Origin of the sequence: Corynebacterium sp. KPL1824, assembly GCF_000478095.1 — a bacterium.
Classification (GTDB): domain Bacteria; phylum Actinomycetota; class Actinomycetes; order Mycobacteriales; family Mycobacteriaceae; genus Corynebacterium; species Corynebacterium accolens.
In genome coordinates this window covers 1,338,614-1,354,932 of the sequence record NZ_KI515749.1, presented here as the reverse complement: position 1 = coordinate 1,354,932, position 16,319 = coordinate 1,338,614, and the positions used below count along the sequence as shown (strand labels likewise).

At 57.7% G+C, this 16,319-nt stretch carries 11 protein-coding genes, 2 rRNA genes and 1 riboswitch (1 of these 14 cut by a window edge); of the genes, 6 read left to right on the top strand and 7 right to left on the bottom strand.

Features of this window, described 5'->3' with window-relative positions; genetic code table 11:
• From HMPREF1267_RS06290 to HMPREF1267_RS06275, 4 genes are all read right to left on the bottom strand, one after another.
• Positions 1 to 1,660 (bottom strand): 23S ribosomal RNA (locus tag HMPREF1267_RS06290); it reaches 1,419 nt to the left of the window's first position.
• Positions 1,661 to 2,174: 514 nt separating this feature from the next.
• Positions 2,175 to 3,692: ribosomal RNA gene (locus HMPREF1267_RS06285) — 16S ribosomal RNA — on the bottom strand.
• The 16S and 23S rRNA genes sit together here, the layout of an rRNA operon.
• A gap of 633 nt (positions 3,693 to 4,325) precedes the next feature.
• Positions 4,326 to 5,612 carry a tyrosine--tRNA ligase gene (gene tyrS, locus HMPREF1267_RS06280; protein WP_005280349.1) on the bottom strand — a complete coding sequence of 429 codons (1,287 nt, stop codon included), beginning with the start codon at positions 5,610 to 5,612 and terminating at the stop codon, positions 4,326 to 4,328.
• Positions 5,613 to 5,666: 54 nt separating this feature from the next.
• Entirely contained in the window at positions 5,667 to 5,834 is a 168-nt protein-coding gene (locus HMPREF1267_RS06275; protein ID WP_005282762.1) for a Trm112 family protein, read from the bottom strand.
• 129 nt (positions 5,835 to 5,963) lie between these two features.
• Positions 5,964 to 6,077: riboswitch (TPP riboswitch) on the top strand.
• Position 6,078: 1 nt separating this feature from the next.
• On the opposite strand from HMPREF1267_RS06275, the gene thiC reads away from it, so the two are divergent.
• Genes thiC through HMPREF1267_RS06245 form a run of 6 tightly spaced genes read left to right on the top strand, consistent with a single transcriptional unit; the run spans position 6,079 to position 11,965 of the window.
• Complete coding sequence (gene thiC / locus HMPREF1267_RS06270) at positions 6,079 to 8,010, top strand: phosphomethylpyrimidine synthase ThiC (protein WP_023028767.1); 1,932 nt, start codon at positions 6,079 to 6,081, stop codon at positions 8,008 to 8,010.
• The gene (locus HMPREF1267_RS06265) at positions 8,000 to 8,674 is read left to right on the top strand and encodes a thiamine phosphate synthase (RefSeq protein WP_023028766.1); all 675 of its coding nucleotides are present in this window, start codon (positions 8,000 to 8,002) and stop codon (positions 8,672 to 8,674) included. Before thiC ends, HMPREF1267_RS06265 begins: the two co-directional genes overlap by 11 nt.
• Positions 8,667 to 9,788: a glycine oxidase ThiO gene (thiO, locus tag HMPREF1267_RS06260; RefSeq protein ID WP_005280345.1), complete on the top strand. Its 1,122-nt coding sequence runs from the start codon at positions 8,667 to 8,669 to the stop codon at positions 9,786 to 9,788. Before HMPREF1267_RS06265 ends, thiO begins: the two co-directional genes overlap by 8 nt.
• 24 nt (positions 9,789 to 9,812) lie before the next feature.
• Entirely contained in the window at positions 9,813 to 10,016 is a 204-nt protein-coding gene (gene thiS, locus HMPREF1267_RS06255) for a sulfur carrier protein ThiS (RefSeq protein WP_023017900.1), read from the top strand.
• 9 nt (positions 10,017 to 10,025) lie between these two features.
• A complete protein-coding gene (locus tag HMPREF1267_RS06250; RefSeq protein ID WP_023028765.1) occupies positions 10,026 to 10,808 on the top strand; it encodes a thiazole synthase in 783 nt (260 codons plus the stop codon).
• Entirely contained in the window at positions 10,808 to 11,965 is a 1,158-nt protein-coding gene (locus HMPREF1267_RS06245) for a ThiF family adenylyltransferase (protein WP_023028764.1), read from the top strand. The genes HMPREF1267_RS06250 and HMPREF1267_RS06245 overlap by 1 nt, the downstream gene beginning before the upstream one ends.
• Before the next feature lie 137 nt (positions 11,966 to 12,102).
• On the opposite strand, the gene HMPREF1267_RS06240 is transcribed toward HMPREF1267_RS06245, so the two are convergent.
• From HMPREF1267_RS06240 to argH, 3 genes are all read right to left on the bottom strand, one after another.
• Positions 12,103 to 13,140 carry an ornithine cyclodeaminase gene (locus HMPREF1267_RS06240; protein WP_005280341.1) on the bottom strand — a complete coding sequence of 346 codons (1,038 nt, stop codon included), beginning with the start codon at positions 13,138 to 13,140 and terminating at the stop codon, positions 12,103 to 12,105.
• A 13-nt stretch (positions 13,141 to 13,153) separates the two neighbouring features.
• A complete protein-coding gene (locus HMPREF1267_RS06235) occupies positions 13,154 to 14,671 on the bottom strand; it encodes an amino acid permease (RefSeq protein ID WP_023017897.1) in 1,518 nt (505 codons plus the stop codon).
• A 216-nt stretch (positions 14,672 to 14,887) separates the two neighbouring features.
• Positions 14,888 to 16,318, bottom strand: coding sequence for an argininosuccinate lyase (argH, locus tag HMPREF1267_RS06230; protein ID WP_023028763.1), 1,431 nt, complete (start codon positions 16,316 to 16,318; stop codon positions 14,888 to 14,890).
• Position 16,319: the final 1 nt, after the last annotated feature.

Here is a 16,319-nt window from a genome sequence, read left to right as displayed (position 1 = left end):
GCTTACACCACCAATCCACTAAGTGGCGCGGCTACCTCACTGCGTCACCCCATCACTTGAACCACACATCAGGCCCCACGACATCAACACCACCAACACTCAAAAAGTGAAAAGGTAGCGTATCCGCAGTGGTTAGTATCCGTGCTTTATCATGGGCGCACATGTACGGGTACCAGAATATCAACTGGTTATCCATCGACTACGCCTGTCGGCCTCGCCTTAGGTCCCGACTCACCCTGGGAAGACGAACTTGACCCAGGAACCCTTAGTCATCCGGCGGTAAGGATTCTCACCTTACAATTCGTTACTCATGCCTGCATTCTCACTCGCACACAGTCCACGCCTCCTCACGGTAACGCTTCCACCCATGCACGACGCTCCCCTACCCAAACAACAAAAAAATGTTGCTTGCCGCGGCTTCGGCGGTGTACTTGAGCCCCACTACATTGTCGGCGCAGAACCACTCGACCAGTGAGCTATTACGCACTCTTTCAAGGATGGCTGCTTCTAAGCCAACCTCCTGGCTGTCTTCGCGATCCCACATCCTTTTCCACTTAGTACACCCTTAGGGGCCTTAACCGGCGATCTGGGCTGTTTCCCTCTCGACTATGAAGCTTATCCCCCACAGTCTCACTGCCGCACAACACAATTGATGGCATTCGGAGTTTGGCTGACATTGCTAAGATTGTAGTCCCGCTCAACCAACCAGTCGCTCTACCTCCACCAAGCTAAATGCGACGCTGCACCTAAATGCATTTCGGGGAGAACCAGCTATCACGGAGTTTGATTGGCCTTTCACCCCTACCCACAGCTCATCCCCGCAGTTTTCAACCTACGTGGGTTCGCGCCTCCACAACCTCTTACAGCTGCTTCACACTGGCCATGGGTAGATCACCCCGCTTCGGGTCCAGGACATGCCACTTATCACCCCATTAGGATTCGGTTTCCCTACGGCTACCCCACACGGGTTAACCTCGCGACATGCCGCTGACTCGCAGGCTCATTCTTCAAAAGGCACGCCATCACACACAAACAGGTGCTCTGACGGATTGTAAGCACATGGTTTCAGGAACTATTTCACTCCCCTCCCGGGGTACTTTTCACCATTCCCTCACGGTACTATCCACTATCGGTCACACTGAGTATTTAGGCTTACCGGGTGGTCCCGGCAGATTCACAACAGATTCCACGAGCCCGTTGCTACTCGGGAACCCAACAACCCCCACATCATCATCTTCAGCTACAGGACTCTCACCTACTCCGGCAGATCATTCCAAACCACTTCACCTAACAACAATGCACAGGGCGTGCCACTGGTAGATGACACAAAATCAGGCCCCACAACACCGCACACACAACCCCTACCAGGTATCACATGCACACGGTTTAGCCTCATCCACGTTCGTTCGCCACTACTAGCAGAATCATTATTATTTTCTCCTCCTACGGGTACTGAGATGTTTCACTTCCCCGCGTAACCCCCACAACAGCTATGAATTCACTGAAGGGTAACCCCACATAACCAGGGCCAGGTTTCCCCATTCGGACATCCTCGGATCAACGCTTTATTGACAACTCCCCGAGGCTTAACGCAGCCTTACACGTCCTTCATCGGCTCAGCATGCCAAGGCATCCACCATGCGCCCTAAATAACGAACACACCAACCACCACACACAAACCACACAACACGAAGCCATGCAGCCAGCATGTGGCAGCAACAAGTGAACTTGACAAAATAAACAAAAAGAAAAATCACATCACACACACAAGACACCACCCACAAAAGCAGGCGGCATCATGTGAGATGCTCGCGTCCACTATACAGTTCTCACACAACACCCCAACCAGCAACAAACACCACCACAACAAACGATGCTCATCAACCAGTCAGGCACACACAAAAGGGGATAATGCCCCAGACACCCAACAATGCACCAACGACTTACCAATCAACTTTACTTCCTGTATGCATGGACACTTTTACGCATGTCACAAAGCACTGTCTCAACACTTAGACCCTGCTGATTAAGGTGTATGTCCTACCCGGAATTTCCATATTCGGTGGCAGCAGAACACTCGCCCACTCAACCACCAACCCACCATCAAACAACAGTGGGCAACCCACAACTGTGGGCCATTGGCTGCAACTGCAGCCAAAATAAAAGCTCCTTAGAAAGGAGGTGATCCACCCGCACCTTCCGGTACGGGTACCTTGTTACGACTTCGTCCCAATCGCCGATCCCACCTTCGACGGCTCCCTAACACGTTTAGGCCACCGGCTTCGGGTGTTACCAACTTTCATGACGTGACGGGCGGTGTGTACAAGGCCCGGGAACGTATTCACCGCAGCATTGCTGATCTGCGATTACTAGCGACTCCGACTTCATGGGGTCGAGTTGCAGACCCCAATCCGAACTAAGGCCGGCTTTCAGCGATTCGCTCCACCTCACAGTGTCGCAGCGCGTTGTACCGACCATTGTAGCATGTGTGAAGCCCTGGACATAAGGGGCATGATGATTTGACGTCATCCCCACCTTCCTCCGAGTTAACCCCGGCAGTCTCTCATGAGTCCCCAACCAAATGCTGGCAACATAAGACAAGGGTTGCGCTCGTTGCGGGACTTAACCCAACATCTCACGACACGAGCTGACGACAACCATGCACCACCTGTACACCAACCACAAAGGGACGAACTATCTCTAGCCCAATCTGATGTATGTCAAGCCCAGGTAAGGTTCTTCGCGTTGCATCGAATTAATCCACATGCTCCGCCGCTTGTGCGGGCCCCCGTCAATTCCTTTGAGTTTTAGCCTTGCGGCCGTACTCCCCAGGCGGGGCGCTTAATGCGTTAGCTACGGCACGAAAGTCGTAGAAAGACCCTCACACCTAGCGCCCACCGTTTACGGCATGGACTACCAGGGTATCTAATCCTGTTCGCTACCCATGCTTTCGCTCCTCAGCGTCAGTAACTGCCCAGTAACCTGCCTTCGCCATCGGTGTTCCTCCTGATATCTGCGCATTTCACCGCTACACCAGGAATTCCAGTTACCCCTACAGCACTCAAGTTATGCCCGTATCGCCTGCACGCCCGGAGTTAAGCCCCAGAATTTCACAGACGACGCGACAAACCACCTACGAGCCCTTTACGCCCAGTAATTCCGGACAACGCTCGCACCCTACGTATTACCGCGGCTGCTGGCACGTAGTTAGCCGGTGCTTCTTATCTAGGTACCGTCACAAAAAGCTTCGTCCCTAGCGAAAGGAGTTTACAACCCGAAGGCCTTCATCCCCCACGCGGCGTCGCTGCATCAGGCTTGCGCCCATTGTGCAATATTCCCCACTGCTGCCTCCCGTAGGAGTCTGGGCCGTATCTCAGTCCCAATGTGGCCGTACACCCTCTCAGGCCGGCTACCCGTCGCCGCCTTGGTAGGCCATTACCCCACCAACAAGCTGATAGGCCGCGAGCTCATCCTACACCGAAAAAACTTTCCAACCACCACACTAAAGATGGCTCCTATCCGGTATTAGACCCAGTTTCCCAAGCTTATCCCGAAGTGCAGGGCAGATCACCCACGTGTTACTCACCCGTTCGCCACTCGAGTACCCTGCAAGCAGGGCCTTTCCGTTCGACTTGCATGTGTTAAGCACGCCGCCAGCGTTCGTCCTGAGCCAGGATCAAACTCTCCACAAAAAGAAATTTCAGAACAACAAAATCCTGAAAAGGCCGTGAAAAGCCCAAACCTAACCAAAAGAACAAACCACCACAAACCCACAAAAGCAGGCCCATGCTGGCGTCCAAAAATTACTACAAAGAAAAATAAACTGCCTCCCCAACCCGACGGGGCACAAAAAAGGGAGACAAAAAGTTGAACACAATCACATGCCAACCAATCCATCAATGCAGCCGAAACACTAAACAGTATTCAAAAAGATGCGTATTCCAACACCTTACCGGCACACACCAACCAACAAACCACCATTAGGTTCGCCGGCCAACAGACCAATCAACACACAACCATGCACACAAAAATAAAAAATAAGTACATTGGCACACTATTGAGTTCTCAAACAACATCCACACACCACAAGAAAATTAACCAAACGTTAACCTCTCAGCGGCGGCTCGTACCAACTTACCCAACAACCTGAACCAAGTCAAATCCTCGAGCCAAGTCAGTACAAAAAGTCACAAACAAGTAACCAACCGGCTACCTCTCGGCGACTTCGATAAAGTTACACCCAACCCCGAAAAACACACAAATCCCCTGGCAAAAGCGTAAAAATGCAATTACCAAGGGATCAGTTAACAGCTAAGGTGACGCCCCTAGGAAGGATTCACAACCCGTGCTCCGGCGAAACGCTTCTTGCCTTTACGCAACACGAGCCACGAACCATGCAGCAGATCGTTGGAATTCGGCGACCACTCGATGTCCTCGATGCGCTGGTTATTCACGTAAGCGCCGCCCTCGCCCACGGTGCGGCGCGCAGCACCCTTTGATTTTTCCAGTCCCGCCTCAACCAGCAGATCCAGAATCGTTGCCTCTGGGCCGACCTCGGCAATCTCGGTTTCCTGCAATGCGGAAGACAACGTGGCCTCGTCCAAATCCTGCAGCTCTGCCTTACCAAACAACGCCTGGGAAGCCAGCTCCACTGCTTCGGTGGCCTGCTCGCCGTGCACCAGGGTGGTCATCTCCCGTGCCAATACGCGTTGCGCCTCACGCTTGTGGGGTTCCTCCTCTACCTTGCGTGCCAGCTCTGCGATCTCCTCCTGAGTGAGGAAGGTAAACCAACGCAGGTAGTCGATAACCACCGCGTCGCCAGCATTAATGAAGTACTGGTACCAGGAGTACGGGCTGGTCAGCTGTGGATCCAGCCACAGTTTGCCGCCGCCGGTGGACTTGCCAAACTTATTGCCCTCGGCATCTGTCACCAACGGCACCGTCAGGCCGTGGACCTTCGCACCATTCACGCGACGATTCAGATCGACGCCGGAAACGATGTTTCCCCACTGGTCGCCACCGCCAATTTGCAGCACACAGTCGTACTCTTTGTGCAGGTGCACAAAGTCGTTTGCCTGCAGCAGCATGTAGGAAAACTCGGTGTAGGAAATACCGTCGGATTCCAGGCGGCGCTTGACCGTATCGCGGTCCAGCATGGTATTCAGCGAAAAGTTCTTACCGATATCGCGTAGGTACTCGATGACGTTGATCTGGCTAGTCCAGTCCGCGTTGTTCACCATAACCGCCGGGATTGCGGACTCGCCCGCCTCAGTGAAGTCCACGAAGGCCTCAAGTTGGTCCTTGATTGCCTGCATATTCTCTGCGATCTGCTCTTCTGAGAGCATGGAGCGCTCTCCGACATCCCGCGGGTCACCGATCATTCCCGTCGCGCCACCGGCCAGCGCGATGGGACGGTGGCCGAAGCGTTGGAAGCGCTTCAGCATAATCAGCGGCACGAGGTGGCCAGCGTGCAGCGAGCTTCCCGTCGGGTCAAAACCGCAGTACAAGCTGATCGGGCTCTCTGCGGCTTCCTTCAATGCCTCCAGATCTGTGGACTGGTTGATCAGCCCGCGCCATTGCAGTTCATCGATAATGTTCGTGGTGTTGCTCATACGTAGGTGCTCCCTTGTTCCCTATTACGTGTTGTCTTTCCAGAGCGCGGCGCTCTACTTAATGGGCCAGTCCTTGGCTTCGTCGACCAGCATGACCGGAATATCATCCTGCACCGGATAGGCCTTGTTCAGCCTTGGGTTCACCAAATAGTCGCCGTGATCCTCCAGCGGCTGCTTGTCGATGGGGCACACGAGGATCTCTAGGAGCTTCTGATCGATCATGCTGCCTAGTCTAACCCGTACCCCAGACAAGCTATTTAGTGACTCCCTGATGTTGCTTGCCGATGTCCCCTCGGTCAATCGCCTAACCCATAACTTCACCCTCGCGTGGTGTGCGTTACAGTGGAAGGCGCAACCGAACACGGGCGCTCGAGGTATCGAGCTGAGATCGCGCTGTATGCCCGCGTGAGTACCGCTAGAACCTGCCTGGTTAGAACCAGCGAAGGAAGAATGAGGAGAGTCAACTATGACGGATACGTCTGCCCAGCACACCCGTACTACCATCCCGAACGACGAGTACGGTGCGGAAATCCACCCGAAGCACAGCTTCGCCCCCATCGAAAAGCAGGTGGAATCCTTCGGCAAGACCTTCACCCTACAGGTGCCGGAGACCGAGGTGCAGCTGGACGATTCCCCTACCGGCCCGAACGCGCCGCAGAAGCTCTACCGCACACGTGGCCCGTGGGCCGAGCCGACAGAGGGGCTAGAGGCTCTGCGCAGCGAGTGGATCGAAGCTCGCGGCGATGTGGAGGCCTACGAGGGCCGGCGCCGCAACCTGTTGGACGACGGTAACCGCGCCCTCAAGCGTGGCGAGGCCAGCGATGAGTGGAAGGGTATAAGCCGCGAGACGCTGCGAGCCAAGGAAGGCAAGCGCGTAACCCAGATGCACTACGCCCGCCAGGGTATTATCACCCCGGAGATGGAATACGTCGCACTGCGCGAGCACTGCGACGTAGAAAAGGTGCGCGAGCAGGTTGCCTCCGGTAAGGCAATCATCCCGAATAATATCAACCACCCGGAATCCGAGCCGATGATCATCGGCAATGCCTTCAACACGAAGATCAACGCCAATATCGGCAACTCCGCAGTGACCTCCTCCATCCGCGAAGAGGTGGACAAGCTGCGCTGGGCTACCCGCTGGGGCGCAGATACCGTGATGGATCTATCCACGGGCAACGACATTCACACCACCCGCGAGTGGATCATGCGCAACTCTCCGGTGCCGATCGGTACCGTGCCGATCTACCAGGCCCTTGAGAAGGTCGACGGCGTGGCCGAGGACCTGACCTGGGAAATCTTCCGCGATACCGTAATCGAGCAATGCGAGCAGGGCGTGGACTACATGACGATCCACGCCGGGGTGCGCCTGCCCTTCGTGCCGCTGACCACCAAGCGCGTGACCGGCATCGTTTCGCGCGGCGGTTCCATCATGGCCGGCTGGTGCCTAGCCCACCACAAGGAATCCTTCCTGTACGAGAACTTTGACGAGCTGTGCGAGATCTTCGCCAAGTACGACGTCGCGTTCTCGCTTGGCGATGGCCTGCGCCCCGGCTCCATCGCCGATGCCAACGACGCAGCCCAGTTCGCTGAACTGAAAACCATCGGTGAATTGACCCACCGTGCCTGGGAGTACGACGTTCAGGTCATGGTAGAAGGCCCAGGCCACGTGCCGCTCAACATGGTGCAGGTCAACAACGACAAGGAGCAGGAATGGTGCGGCGGCGCGCCGTTTTACACCCTGGGACCGCTGGTTACCGATATTGCTCCCGGCTATGACCACATCACTTCCGCCATCGGTGCGGCCAATATCGCGATGGGTGGTACCGCGATGCTGTGCTACGTCACCCCGAAGGAGCACCTCGGCCTACCGAATAAGGACGACGTGAAGACTGGTGTGATCACCTACAAGGTCTCCGCGCACGCGGCGGACGTCGCCAAGGGCCACCCTGGCGCCCACGAGTGGGACGATGCGATGAGCAAGGCTCGCTTCGAATTCCGTTGGCACGACCAGTTCGCCCTGTCCCTGGACCCGGATACCGCCCAGTCCTACCACGACGAAACCCTGCCCGCGGAGCCGGCGAAGACCGCCCATTTCTGCTCGATGTGCGGACCAAAATTCTGCTCCATGCGCATCAGCCAGGATATCCGCGACGCATTCGGCGAGAAGATCGACGAGGCGCTGGCCACCGACCGAGAGCAATCGCTAGTCAAGGACCTCGGCTTGCCTGGCTTCGGCCGCCAGAGCGTGGACGAAGAGCACTTCTCTAATGCTGAAGGCGAAGAAGAAATGGCCGAGGAGTTCCGTCGTGCGGGCTCCAAGCTGTATCTGAACCGCAGCGAGGCCAAAGAAGTAGCCGAGGATCTGGAAAAGGAAGCAGCGGGACACAGTGCGCGCTAAGCAACTGGATCTGCGGTGTTACCACGTGACGGGTGTACCGCAGGAGAAGGTCGTGCAGGTTGCCGCAGCGGCAGCAGCCGGTGGCGCGGGCGTGATTCAAGTTCGCAGCAAACCCATTAGCGTGCGCGATCTGACCGCGCTTGCTATCGACGTGGCGGCGGCGGTCGAAGAGGCCAATCCAGCAACGCGGGTGCTTATCGATGACCGAGTCGACGTGGCCGCCGCGCTGATGGGTAACCACAATATCCACGGCGTACACATCGGCCAGGACGACCTGGATCCGCGCCTGGCACGACGAATCCTTGGCGAGGATGCGATCATCGGGTTGACCACCGGCACCCTCGAGCTCGTGCAGGGTGCCAACGAGTACGCCGATGTGATCGACTACATCGGTGCCGGGCCGTTCCGCCCCACGCCCACGAAATCCTCTGGTCGAGCCCCGCTCGGGTTGGAAGGCTATCCCCCGCTCGTCGCGGCTTCGGCCGTTCCGGTGGTGGCGATTGGAGACGTGCAGGCTGCCGACGCCGAAGCGCTGGCCCACACCGGTGTGGCTGGAGTCGCGATTGTGCGCGCCTTCATGGACTCCCACGATCCGTCTGCGCTGGCGACCACGGTTGTCCGAGCTTTCGACCGCGCGAATGCAGCCACAGGTTCACATGCATAATGCCGAGCACGCCATCATTGGCGCGGGAATCATCGGGCTTACCACCGCATTCGAGCTGGTGGATGCGGGTGTCGACCCACAGGAAATCGTGGTGATCGATCCCCACCCCATTAGCGGTGCCACTTTCGTGGCCGGCGGCATGCTGGCTCCGGTGGCGGAGGTGCAATACCGGCAAGAGCCGTTGTACCCGCTGATGGTTGCTTCGGGCGAGATGTTCCCGGATTTGCTAATCAGGTTGAGTGCGAAAACCACCGCACCGACCGGGCATCGCCGTGAATCCACCCTGGTGGTAGGCGCCGACCGCGCCGATGGCGTGCACATCCGCGAGCTGCTGGCGCTACAGCAGAAACACGGCATGGATGCCCACGCGCTGCCACTTCGGCAAGCACGAAAGCTAGAGCCTGGGCTCAGCCCCCAACTGGCCGCCGCAGTGGAAATCCCGGGCGATCATCAGATCAACCCGCGCATGTTCAGCGCGTGCCTGCTGGAATACCTGCAGCACGCCGGGGTTCGCTTTCTGTCCACGGCAGCAACGCGCATCGACGGCCAAAATGTGCAGCTTGCCGATGCCCCCATGGTCACTGCCAACATGATCTACCTCTGCAACGGGCTGGGCGCCAAGGACGTGGATGGCTGGTTCGAGGGCGCCAATCCCCTAGCACTACGGCCGGTGTTGGGTGACATGCTGCGGCTGCGGGTACCAGAAGAGCTAGCGCCAATCACCCGGGTGGTGCGCGCATTCGTGGAGGATCGGCCGGTGTATGTTATCCCCCGCACCGACGGCACCATCGCTATCGGTGCCACCAGCCGCGAGGACAACCGCAAGGGCCCGTCTGTGGACGGTGTGCACACGCTCCTTCGCGATGCCATCCGCGTGGTTCCGGGACTGGAGGATTGCGAGTTCATCGAAGCGATCGTTGGAGCCCGGCCAGGCACCCCCGATGATTTGCCCTACCTGGGCAAAGTACGCGACGGGCTAGTGATCTCCACCGGGTACTTCCGCCACGGAATCCTCCTGTCCGCCCTGGGGGCTAAGGTGGGTGCCCAGTTGGGATTGGGCACGTCCCCGGGGATAGACATTTCGGCCTGCGATCCGCTACGCCACGCCCGATAGCCACAAAAGAAAGGAATAAGCACCATGGAATACACGGTTAATGGAGAACCCCGCAACAGCGATGGGCCGATCACCGTGAGCGCCATCGTAGAAGCAGAGACTGGCGATGCCTCGCCAAAGGGCGTGGCCGTAGCCGTCAATGGCGATGTCGTTCCAGCCAGCAACTGGTCTTATGAAGTCGCCAACGGCGATGAGCTCGATATCCTCATCGCCGTACAGGGCGGTTAGGAATCTCCGATGCTTACTATTGCAAATAAACAATTCGATTCGCATCTAGTAATGGGAACCGGCGGGGCCAGCAGCCAGGACATGCTGGAGCAATCCCTGGTTGCCAGCGGTACGGAGCTCACCACCGTCGCCATGCGTCGGCACAGCGCTAATAGTCCCGGTGGCGAGTCCATCTTCGAGCTCTTACAACGATTAAACATTGACGTGCTACCCAACACTGCGGGGTGCCGCACCGCCCGCGATGCCGTGACCACCGCCAAGTTAGCCCGCGAGGCGCTGGGCACCAATTGGGTGAAGGTAGAGGTGATCGCGGATGATCGCACGCTTCTACCGGACGTGGTGGAGCTCGTGGATGCTTGCGAGATGCTGGTTGCTGAAGGATTCGTGGTGCTGGCATACACGAGCGACGATCCGGTCATCGCCAAGCGGCTAGAAGACGTGGGCGTGGATGCGGTGATGCCTTTGGGCTCGCCGATTGGTACGGGTCTGGGTATCCTGAACCCGCACAATATTGAGCTGATCTGTTCGCGCACCCAGGTTCCCGTGCTGCTGGATGCCGGTGTGGGCACGGCCTCCGATGCTGCACTGGCCATGGAGCTGGGCTGCGATGGCGTGCTTTTAGCCAGTGCCATCAACCGCTGCCAGGATCCCCTGGCGATGGCGACTGCAATGAAATACGCCGTGGAAGGCGGCCGGTTGGCCCGCCAAGCTGGGCGCATTCCGAAAAGGCAGCATGCCGTGGCCTCGTCATCGTTTGAAGGGTTGGCGAGCTGGGAAGATAAGGTCCTGTAATGAGCCAACTGCCCCGCGAAGAGCTGCATAGAGTGGCCCGCCAGACCCTGTTGCCCGGTTTTGGCATCGCCCAGCAGGAAGCGCTGCACGGCACCCACGTATTTGTCATCGGCGCTGGCGGATTGGGATGCCCCCTGATGCAGCAACTGGCTGCCGCCGGTGTGCGCGAGATTTCTGTTATCGACGACGACACGGTGGATCTGACCAATATCCACCGCCAGATCCTATTCGGCACCCAGGATGTGGGTAGATCCAAGGTGGACGTCGCCGCCGAAAAGCTCGAACAGCTGCAGCCCGGCATCGTGGTGCATGCGATTCGCGACCGCCTTACCGCCGACAACGCCGTGGATTATCTCCGTGGAGTGGACATCCTGGTGGATGGTTCCGATACGTTTGCCACCAAATTCCTAGCCGCTGATGCTGCGGAGATCACGGGTACCCCGCTGGTATGGGGCTCGGTGCTGCGATTTCGCGGCGACTGCGCAGTGTGGTGGTCTGGACCCGGTGCCGAATCGGGCGTGGGCATGCGGGACCTCTATCCCCTGCAACCCGATCCCGATTCCGTGCCGGATTGCGCCACCGCCGGCGTGCTGGGCGTGACCACAAGCGTGGTCGCGGGCCTGATGTCGACCGAGCTAATCCAGTTCGCCACCGGCATGAACCGCGACCGGGTAGGTCTGTTGAGCATCTACGATGCCCTGACTTCCTCCATCACTCACTTCCGCGTGCCCCACGACCCGGCACGTGAGCTAACCACACAGCTGCAGCACAACTACGGTGGCGCTGCCTGTGCCTTACCGGGGGCCGAAGATACCGCGGCGATGTTCGACGATCTGCGCGCCGGCGCCGTGGCCATCGATGTACGCGAAGCCGGGGAGGCCGCCATTGATGATTTCTTTTTTGACGCCACCGCGAAGCATTACCACTTACCGACCACCGTGTGGCAGGAAGATCCAGAGGCAGCGCGCTGCTTGCTCGATTCCCTGCAGGGCGCGGGGCTTAGCGACGCCTGGGTGTACTGCGCCTCCGGCAAGCGATCGGCCAGCTTCATCTCGGCCTTCGCTGAGGAAGCCGAACAGCGTGGCATTATGCTGCACAACGTTGCAGGTGGCATAAAGAGCCAGCCCGCAACATTCCACGGGATGCCGGATCACTAACTAGTGCAAAACATCCGAATATGACAAAGGGTCCTTGCCTTGCAGGAAGACAAGGACCTCTTACAACTTCTAGGGATAGTGGTTCTCACCTTAGCGAGGCAGAGGGAGAAGTTGGATCCCTCTGCCCCACCCGTGCCTTAAAGCAGGGACGGAACGTTAGCAACCAAGGAGAACAGATCCTTAGGATCGTCCGGGTTGGCAATGATGTCAATCTCGGACTCCAAGTCGGTGCCCTTGACGGAATCGCGCAGGTAACGCAGCGCGGAGAAGTCATTGATGGCGAATCCGACATCATCGAAAAGCGTGATCTGCTCATCATCGTCGCGGCCGGTGGCCTGACCGGTGAGCACCTGGTAGAACTCCACGACCGGGAAGTCTTCCGGCTTCTGCTGGATTTCGCCCTCGATGCGGGTCTGCTCAGGGAATTCCACGAAGACCTTGGACTTGTCCAGGATGGAGCTCTCGAGCTCGGTCTTGCCTGGGCAGTCACCGCCGACTGCGTTGAGGTGTACGCCTGGGGCAACGTGGCGATCAGCAAGAATCTGGTTCTGAGCCTTGTCGGCGGTGCAGGTGGTAATGATATCTGCGCCCAGTACTGCCTCGTCGACGCTAGAGCAGGCGGTGATATTAAAGCCAAGTGGCTCCAAGTTACGCTTGAACTTTTCCACTGCTTCAGGGTCGATATCGTAGATGGTGATGTCTTCGATGCCCATGACGCCACGGAAGCCCAGTGCCTGGAACTCGGACTGCGAGCCAGCACCAATCATCGCCATGCGCTTGGAATCCTTGCGCGCAAGGTGCTTGCCCACCATGGCGGAGGTGGCGGCGGTGCGCAGCGCGGTAAGGAGGGTCATCTCTGCTTCGAAGGTCGGGTAACCATTGTCGACGTCAGCGATAACACCAAATGCGGTAACGGTCTGGTAACCGCGAGCAGGGTTGGACGGGTGACCATTAACGTACTTGAAGGAGTACTCCTTACCGTTAGAGGTAGGCATCAGCTCGATGACGCCGAACGGGGTGTGGGAGGCAACGCGCGGAATCTTGTCAAAGCGCTCCCATTCGCGGTAGTCAGCCTCGAGGTAATCCACCATTCCAGTAATGATGTTCTCTACGCCTTCGCGCTGAATCCAGCGCGCCATATTTTCGACGTCTACAAACTTAACAGCGTGGTTCATAAGAATTCCTTTCTTAGTTCTTGGAGTGAAGGTCTGTTTGTGGTGCGGCAGGGAAGCTCGAGGTTGGCAGGTGCTTTGCCTTCCTCTCCTCCGCAATAGTGCGGATACGCTCGCGCCATGCAAACCACATTGCCACAAAGACCGGAATGAGCAGCACGGTCGATGCAAGCGCATAGGTTCCGATCGGATAATCAAAGGCCATCAGGATAATTACCAGGCCAATGAAGATCAGTACCGCCCAGTCTCCGCCTTGACCAAATGGTGAGCGGTACCCAGGACGAGTATAACGCCCACTCTTGGATAGTTGGATAAACCTCAGGTGAGATAGAGCAACCGCAGCCCACGAGGCTAGAGTGCCCAACGCAGCCAGGTTGAGGACGATTTCGAATGCCATCTCAGGCACGACATAGTTGAGGAAGACACCTGCCAAGCCCACCAGGGCTGCCATCACGATGCCGCCATAGGGCACGCCCGACTTGGACATACGGGCACCGAACTTCGGGCCCGAGCCAGAGGTAGACATGTTGTACATAATGCGGCCGGTGGAATACAGGCCAGCATTAAGCGAGGAAATAGCGGCTGTAATAACCACCAGCTGGAAGATTGGAGCGGCCACGCCAACGCCAAGGGACTCAAAGAAGGTCACAAAGGGCGACACTTCTGCCACGTAGTTGGTGTACGGCAGCACTAGGGTCAACAGCAGAACAGAGCCAAAGTAGAAGACCAAAATACGCAGGAGGACGTTGTTTACCGCGCGCGGGATGTGCTTTTCTACGTCCTTGGTTTCACCGGAGGTGGTACCCACCAGCTCGATACCTGCATAAGCAAAGACAACACCCTGGATGACAATCACGGCAGGTAGCAAGCCATTAGGCAACCAGCCACCGGTACTAGAAATCAGGCTGAAGCCAGTCGGGTCTCCACTCGGATGACCAAAGATTAGAACACCGATGGCCACGAGCATAAAGATAATCAGAGCGACGATCTTAATCAGTGAGAACCAGTATTCCAGCTCACCGAAGATCTTCACCGAAAGCATGTTGAATACCAAGATGCTGCAGATGACGACGAGGGCAAGCGTCCACTGCGGTACCGAGTCAAGCCATGTTGTGTACTGGCTAAACCACTTGATGTAGATGGCCACCGCAGTACCATCCGCGACCAGAGTCATGGCCCAGTTTCCCCAGTACAGCCAGCCGGTAACAAACGCAGCCTTCTCGCCGTAGAACTCTCGAGCATAGGAGACGAAAGAGCCGGAGCTTGGGCGGTAGACGATGAGCTCGCCAAGGGATCGCAGGATTATGTAGCCGAAGAAACCACAGATGAGGTAAAGCACCGCTAGGAAGGGGCCGGCGGTTTGCAGGCGGCTACCAGTACCCAAAAGAAGACCGGTACCAATCGCGGAACCGATGGCAATCATCTGTAGCTGGCGATTGCCCATCCCCTTTTGAAGGCCATGATCTTCCGATGCGAAAACCGCCTTCTCATTCTCGTGCGGCCCAGTACTAGACGGCGGAGAATTTTCAGTCATTTAGAGATCGTCCTTTCATTGGCAGGAATGCGTGTACTAGGTCTCATTCCTCGAAAAGACATTAACACAACACTATGTAACCCATGTCACCACTACCCCCAATTTGTTCAACAACACGGTTAGTACCTTGGGAATGAGTCGATCTCCTACCCCCGTTGGAAATATAAAAGAACCGCATGGCCATAGACCATGCGGTAAGAAGGGGGATTTCGCCAGTTAGCGCAACGGCTTCTGCGCCCACTCGCGCGCCGCGGCGGCATTTTCGCGGACGGTTTCGCGCTGTTCAGCAACGCGGACGCCGGCGGTTCCGCCTTTTGTTGTGCGGGAAGCAACGGCCCCGTCGATGGTCAGAACCTTGCGCACCTCTGGGGTCAGTCGCTTGTCGACGCCCTTGAGTTCCTCATCAGTGAGGTCCACCAGGTCCACTCCCCGCTCTTCGGCGATGCGTACGCACGCGCCGGAAGCTTCGTGTGCTTCGCGGAAGGGCACGCCTTGGCGCACCATCCACTCGGCTAGGTCGGTGGCCAGGGTGAATCCGCGTGGCGCCAACTCGCGCATCCTGTCCTCATTGAAGGACAAGGTGGACACGAGCCCGGTCATCGACGGCAGCAGCAAGTTGAGCTGTGCTACCGAATCCACGATCGGTTCTTTGTCCTCTTGTAGGTCGCGGTTATAGGCCAGCGGCTGTGCCTTCAGCGTGGATAGCAAGCCAGTGAGGTTGCCAATCAGGCGCCCAGTCTTGCCGCGGGTAAGTTCCGGGATATCCGGGTTCTTCTTTTGCGGCATGATGGATGAGCCCGTGGACCATGCGTCGTCCAAGGTGACGTAGCCGTATTCCGGGGTGCACCAGTAGATGATCTCTTCTGCCAGCCTGGACATGTCAACGGCAATCTGTGCCAAGACAAAGGCCGTCTCCGAAGCGAAATCGCGTGAAGCGGTGCCATCCAAGGAGTTTTCAGCGGCTGAATCGAAGCCGAGTTCCGCCGCGATGGCCTCTGGATCAAGCTGCAGGGAGGAACCTGCGAGTGCACCCGAGCCATACGGGGATACGGCTAGCCGCTTATCCAAGTCCTGCAGGCGTTGAATATCGCGCAGCAGCGGTTGGGCATGGCCCAATAATTCGTGGGCAAGCAGGATGGGCTGCGCGGCCTGGGAGTGCGTCTTGCCCGGCATGATGGCTTCGGGATGCGCGGCGGCTTGATCCGCTAGGGCATCGACAAGCTCGGAGACCTGCAGGGCCGTATCGCGGATGGCATCGCGCACCCACATGCGAAAGAGCGTGGCGACCTGGTCGTTGCGGGAACGTCCCGCGCGCAGGCGGCCGCCTACTTCGGGCCCGACGATGTCGATGAGGCCACACTCCATGGCGCCGTGCACGTCTTCATCGGTGGGCGCTGGGACAAATTCTCCCGAAGCTACCTTCTCCCCGAGCTCGGTGAGGCCGGAAAGCATGGTGTCGAGGTCGGCATCGGAAAGCAGCCCTGCCTTGTGCAGCACCTTGGCGTGCGCCTTCGAGGCGAGCACGTCGTAAGGGGCAAGCACCCAGTCAAAATGGGTGGACACCGAAAGGGCGAACATCGCCTCGGAAGGGCCGCCGGAGAACCGGCCGCCCCAGAGTGCGCCTTCGTTAGTCTTGTATGGTTCCATC

Excerpts from the sequence above, each read along its gene's own strand:
- tyrS (WP_005280349.1), bottom strand. The coding sequence starts at position 5,612 with ATGAGCAACACCACGAACATTATCGATGAACTGCAATGGCGCGGGCTG.
- HMPREF1267_RS06275 (WP_005282762.1), bottom strand. The coding sequence starts at position 5,834 with ATGATCGATCAGAAGCTCCTAGAGATCCTCGTGTGCCCCATCGACAAG.
- thiC (WP_023028767.1), top strand. The coding sequence starts at position 6,079 with ATGACGGATACGTCTGCCCAGCACACCCGTACTACCATCCCGAACGAC.
- thiO (WP_005280345.1), top strand. The coding sequence starts at position 8,667 with ATGCATAATGCCGAGCACGCCATCATTGGCGCGGGAATCATCGGGCTT.
- thiS (WP_023017900.1), top strand. The coding sequence starts at position 9,813 with ATGGAATACACGGTTAATGGAGAACCCCGCAACAGCGATGGGCCGATC.
- HMPREF1267_RS06250 (WP_023028765.1), top strand. The coding sequence starts at position 10,026 with ATGCTTACTATTGCAAATAAACAATTCGATTCGCATCTAGTAATGGGA.
- HMPREF1267_RS06245 (WP_023028764.1), top strand. The coding sequence starts at position 10,808 with ATGAGCCAACTGCCCCGCGAAGAGCTGCATAGAGTGGCCCGCCAGACC.
- HMPREF1267_RS06240 (WP_005280341.1), bottom strand. The coding sequence starts at position 13,140 with ATGAACCACGCTGTTAAGTTTGTAGACGTCGAAAATATGGCGCGCTGG.
- HMPREF1267_RS06235 (WP_023017897.1), bottom strand. The coding sequence starts at position 14,671 with ATGACTGAAAATTCTCCGCCGTCTAGTACTGGGCCGCACGAGAATGAG.
- argH (WP_023028763.1), bottom strand. The coding sequence starts at position 16,318 with ATGGAACCATACAAGACTAACGAAGGCGCACTCTGGGGCGGCCGGTTC.